The sequence below is a fragment of the uncultured Acinetobacter sp. genome (genome assembly GCF_947624825.1).
Lineage (GTDB): Bacteria > Pseudomonadota > Gammaproteobacteria > Pseudomonadales > Moraxellaceae > Acinetobacter.
Window position 1 is genome coordinate 1 of the sequence record NZ_CANQLZ010000106.1, and the last position, 4,278, is coordinate 4,278.

Consider the following 4,278-nt stretch of genomic DNA (forward strand, 5'->3'; position numbering starts at 1 on the left):
CAAAATATAAATAACAGAAAACGAGCTGTTGGTGGGAAAAGCTGGCTGAAAACAGGTTTTTCTACAGCCTCGTTAGCTGAAAAAAATAGAATGGAGCAGTATGCGAAAACAAAATTTGAATATCGCTGTTTATATTGACATGGAAAATGTCGCCTCATCTGATTTTGTTCTGGAGGAGGTGATGAATTCATTTTTAAGTACAGATGAAGATTATAATTGCATATTTGCAATAAAAGCAGCGTATGGGAATCAAAGCGCAGCAAAGAAAGCGCTCAAAAACCAAATCGTTGAGCATAATTTCAATATAATTGATACGCCAAAGATTGGGAGCGAGAAAAATAGAGCAGATTTGCTTTTAAGTTTGGATGCTTTTGAAACTTTATATTTGAATAACCCTCGAATTGATCGCTATTGCGTAAGCGTAACAGCAACCCCACCTATTTAATCTAGCGACAATTATCCTGGCCGGTTTTTTTGCTTAAAATTTGATGGCCCAGGGCAGCAGGTGGTCGAGTTTGTTGTTTTCTTTGCAGGTAAGCGTTCATTCTAGGGCGTTCTTGACTCATACCTAAAATAAGCTATTTAACTTCTTTAAGTGGCGTCAGAAGCTCTGGGGAGACTTTGTATTGTTTACGCCCATCGTCGTCTTTGCCTAACACTATCACGCTTTTTCGATTAATTTTGGTTACTAAACCCACCTTAATCCCATCTCGGGCTTCAAAGGTTACTTTCATGCCTACATGCAGCCTAACTAAAGCCTGAAGGGTTTCTTTTTCACGTAATTCGTCAATACGGCGGCAGATTAGATGGTTCAGTTCAAGTAACTGATCCAGTGTAAAACCTTCAAAATTCATGGTGTTTATTCTCTACAGGCTTGATTGTCGCTGAGGGTGGCGTGGGTCGATTAACGCACGTAATGGATTGTCGGCAAATCGTTCTTTCCACAGCCGTGGGGTTAGTTCGTTAACTTTGCTAGCCGGGTGCTGGCTGATTCGCTGCAATACATCGACTAGGTAGGTGTAGGGATTGAGGTCGTGTAATTTGCAGGTGCTGATTAGGCTTTGGATAATGCCTAAGTGTTCAGCACCCAGTTCTGTCCAGCAGAACAGCCAGTTCTTACGGCCCAGTGGAATGGGGCGCAGGGTGCGTTCTAAATGATTAGTGTCGGGTTGTACGTCTGGGTCTTCTAAGAAGACACTCAGACTGGCTTCACGTTTGAGCACATAATTAAGTGCTTTACTCAGTGGATCACTGGGTAACAGGCCGCAGTTTTCCAGTTGACCTTGGCACCACTGGAAGAAGTGACTGACTAGAGGTTGGGTGTGGTCTTGGCGGTATTGGTGTTTTTTCTGGCCGCTGAGTCCTAGCTTTTTGATGGTTGCTTCGTTTTGATACAGCTTGGCAATTTGCTGCAGTGCCTCGGTGGCTTTTTCTGGGTGTTCTTTTTGGGCTTCAATAAAATAGCGGCGGCTGTGTACCCAACACTGGGCATGAGTGATGTTTTTTTGTGCGGCAACATAGCGTGCATAAGCGGCATAGCCATCACTGATAAGCGTGCCTGAGAACTGTGATTTCAGCACTTGCTCAATATGAAGCTTGCCTCGACTATTTGAGTAGGTAAACACCACTTCATCGGCATCGCCATACATTGGCCAGAACCACCCGGATTTCATTTTGCCTTTTTGTGCCCCAGGCCGTTTTTGATGACCGGCTTTGATGGGTGTTTCATCCATTGCCAGCACTCGACTGCGTAAAATGCTGTCGGTTTGGGCATCAACGATGGGGCGCAATAAATCAATGCTGCGTTTAACTAAATTGGTTAGGGTGCTGCGGCTGACGGTGATACCCGCTTGTTGAATACGCTGGTGTTGACGGTAGAGGGGTAAGTGGAACTGGAACTTATCGACCAATAACCCAGCCAACAAGCTGACATCGGCGAGGCTGTTATCCAGTACATTAAACGCTGCGGCTGTTGTTACGGGTTTATTATCAACCCCTTTAAGACGAAAAACAGGGCGCTCATGCTGAATAACAAGGTAGCTAGCGGCTTGTTGTGCTAACCGATAGGTTGTTTTAGTTCCAATAATCTCGTATTGATCAGCATTGGGGCCAGTTAACTCAGGCGGTAGATTTTGAACAACTTGCACAGGGACGTCGGCAGTAAAGCGCAACCCCGTCGCATTTAAGCAGTCCTCGTCACGCTGTTTTTTTGCCGTGCCCCGCTGATACGAACGAACGCTACGCTTTTCTTCTTCCTGCGGTGCTTGCGACGCTTGCGCCGTTGATGCATCAGCGGCTTGGAACAGCTCCCCTTGTTCGGCTAGGTCAAAAACCTGCCTTTCAGACTTGGGGCCAAACAACTGTTTTTTGAACCAGTCTAACTGATGTTGCAAACGTTTAACTTGTTCACGCAACCACGCATTCTCTTGGGCTAAAGCCGAAGAAGCTGCTTGGGGGGTAGGTGTGCAAGTGGTTAAATTCATGGCACTAATTTTACCAAAACTTGCCTTTTATGCACCTTTAAAACGCTTAAATTGCCGGTATTTTTGCACTTCAATGCCATCAATTAAAAGTTGTAGTCCGGCAGGCGTTAGTAGCTTTTGGCCTTTGCTGGTTGGCTGCACACGAAACTGACCCTGCTCCAAGTGTACTGGTCAAGCCCAAGTGGACACTTTTAATTGATAATTTTCATACTCAACTGGGGTCATATCACCATTAGACGTATGAAGCCTTTTTAGGTTGTAATATTTCATATACGCAGCAACATCGGCTGCCATAGATTCGTAAGTTGGGTGTTGAGCTTTGAGTATCCAGTCGTGTTTTAAACTGCCAAAAAAGCGTTCAACAACGGCATTGTCCCAACAAGCTCCAACATCGCCCATCGATTGTTTTATACCTAGCTTAGTCAACGCGTTTTTTAACTTCTTACTGGTGTACTGTGAGCCACGGTCGCTGTGGAAGATAACACCTTTTGGGTGCCCTCTAAGCCAATAAGCTTGCTTAACCGACTGTAAGACAAGGTCGCTTGTCATGCGTTTGTTAATAGACCAGCCGATGATCCGGCGAGAATACAAGTCCATAACAACGCTTAAATACATCCAACCTTGTCCGGTTCTTAAATAGGTAATATCGCCTGCCCATACTTGATTAGGTTGGGCTGGATTAAAGTACATATTCACCAAGTTAGGTGCTGCTAAATGGCGCTCGTCACGCTTAGTCGTTACCTTGTAAGCCACTCGCTGCCGAACAACTAAACCAAGCTTACGCATAATTGTGCGTGTTTTATAGCGGCCTATAAAATAACCATTTTTACGCAAAGCTTTCATCAACTCACGGCTTCCTAAACTGTAACGACTTTCTTTAAATAGTTGCTTAGCTTCGCGGTACAGCATCAGCGTATCTTTAGTGATAAGCTGTGCTGGACGCTTTTCCCAAGCGTAATAGCCTGAACGACTTAAGCCTAAAGCTTTACAACACAGGCTTACTGAGTAGCCTTCTTGCACCTTGGAATGAACAAACTTAAAACCTATTTCATTTCCTTGGCGAAGAAGGCCGATGCCTTTTTTAAAATGTCTTTCTCCATTTTTAAACGCTTATTTTCAGCGCGGAGCTTTATCAGTTCGGTACGTTCATTGTCGTTCAGCATGGTGCCCTTAACCTGCTCTTCTTGTTGATTCTTCCAATTATAAATCTGGTTGGGGTTTACCCCGACCGCTTCAGCTGCTTCAGCAACGCTGTAACCTTGTTCTGTCACCAAGGATACAGCCTCTTCTTTGAACTCTTTAGAGTAGGTTTTATATTTACGCTTTTGATTCATCATTCACCTCAAGCTAGACTGGATCTATTGTCTCTCATTGAAGTGTCTATTTGAATTAGACCAGAACAAAATTTGATGGCCCAGGGCAGCAGGTGGTCGAGTTTGTCGTTTTCTTTGCAGTGCGGCAGTTGCTCAAACAAGGCTGTTAAGTAAGCACTAGGTTGGATGCCATTGGCTTTGGCTGTTTCAATTAAGCTGTAGAGTAATGCACTGGCACGAGCGCCACTTCGGGTGTTGGAGAAGAGCCAGTTTTTTCTGCCAATCACGAAGGGTTTAATTGCTCGTTCTGCACGGTTGTTGTCGATAGCGGCTTCACCTTGTTCAAGGTAAACCTGCAGTTTATCCCATTGATTTAAGGTGTAGTGAACCGCAGCACCTATCGTAGTTTAATTGTTTTTCAACACCATAAAGTTTTTGAATTAAGTTTAAGGCTTGGTCAGCACGCCCAGTTTTACCTTTGG

Annotated in this window: 4 protein-coding genes and 1 pseudogene; 1 reads left to right on the forward strand and 4 read right to left on the reverse strand. The window is 44.5% G+C overall.

The window, feature by feature from the left end; genetic code table 11:
* The first annotated feature begins 100 nt into the window (after positions 1-100).
* Positions 101-445, forward strand: coding sequence for an NYN domain-containing protein (locus Q0017_RS13360; RefSeq protein WP_298147811.1), 345 nt, complete (start codon positions 101-103; stop codon positions 443-445).
* A 133-nt stretch (positions 446-578) separates the two neighbouring features.
* On the opposite strand, the gene Q0017_RS13365 is transcribed toward Q0017_RS13360, so the two are convergent.
* The 4 genes and pseudogenes from Q0017_RS13365 to Q0017_RS13380 form a co-directional block, all read right to left on the reverse strand.
* Positions 579-854 (reverse strand): hypothetical protein, encoded by a 276-nt coding sequence (locus Q0017_RS13365; protein WP_027851861.1) that lies wholly within the window; start codon positions 852-854, stop codon positions 579-581.
* 12 nt (positions 855-866) lie between these two features.
* Complete coding sequence (locus Q0017_RS13370) at positions 867-2,483, reverse strand: IS66 family transposase (protein ID WP_298147822.1); 1,617 nt, start codon at positions 2,481-2,483, stop codon at positions 867-869.
* Positions 2,484-2,654: 171 nt separating this feature from the next.
* Positions 2,655-3,817 (reverse strand): IS3 family transposase gene (locus Q0017_RS13375; RefSeq protein WP_298147825.1). Its coding sequence is split into 2 segments (ribosomal slippage): positions 2,655-3,553 and positions 3,553-3,817, totalling 1,164 coding nucleotides; the frame shifts between segments, so codons are not numbered across the junction.
* An 8-nt stretch (positions 3,818-3,825) separates the two neighbouring features.
* Positions 3,826-4,278, reverse strand: a pseudogene (locus Q0017_RS13380) (transposase); the annotation flags it as partial.

Coding starts and splice junctions, on each gene's coding strand:
- Q0017_RS13370 (WP_298147822.1), bottom strand. CDS start 2,483: ATGAATTTAACCACTTGCACACCTACCCCCCAAGCAGCTTCTTCGGCT.
- Q0017_RS13360 (WP_298147811.1), top strand. CDS start 101: ATGCGAAAACAAAATTTGAATATCGCTGTTTATATTGACATGGAAAAT.
- Q0017_RS13365 (WP_027851861.1), bottom strand. CDS start 854: ATGAATTTTGAAGGTTTTACACTGGATCAGTTACTTGAACTGAACCAT.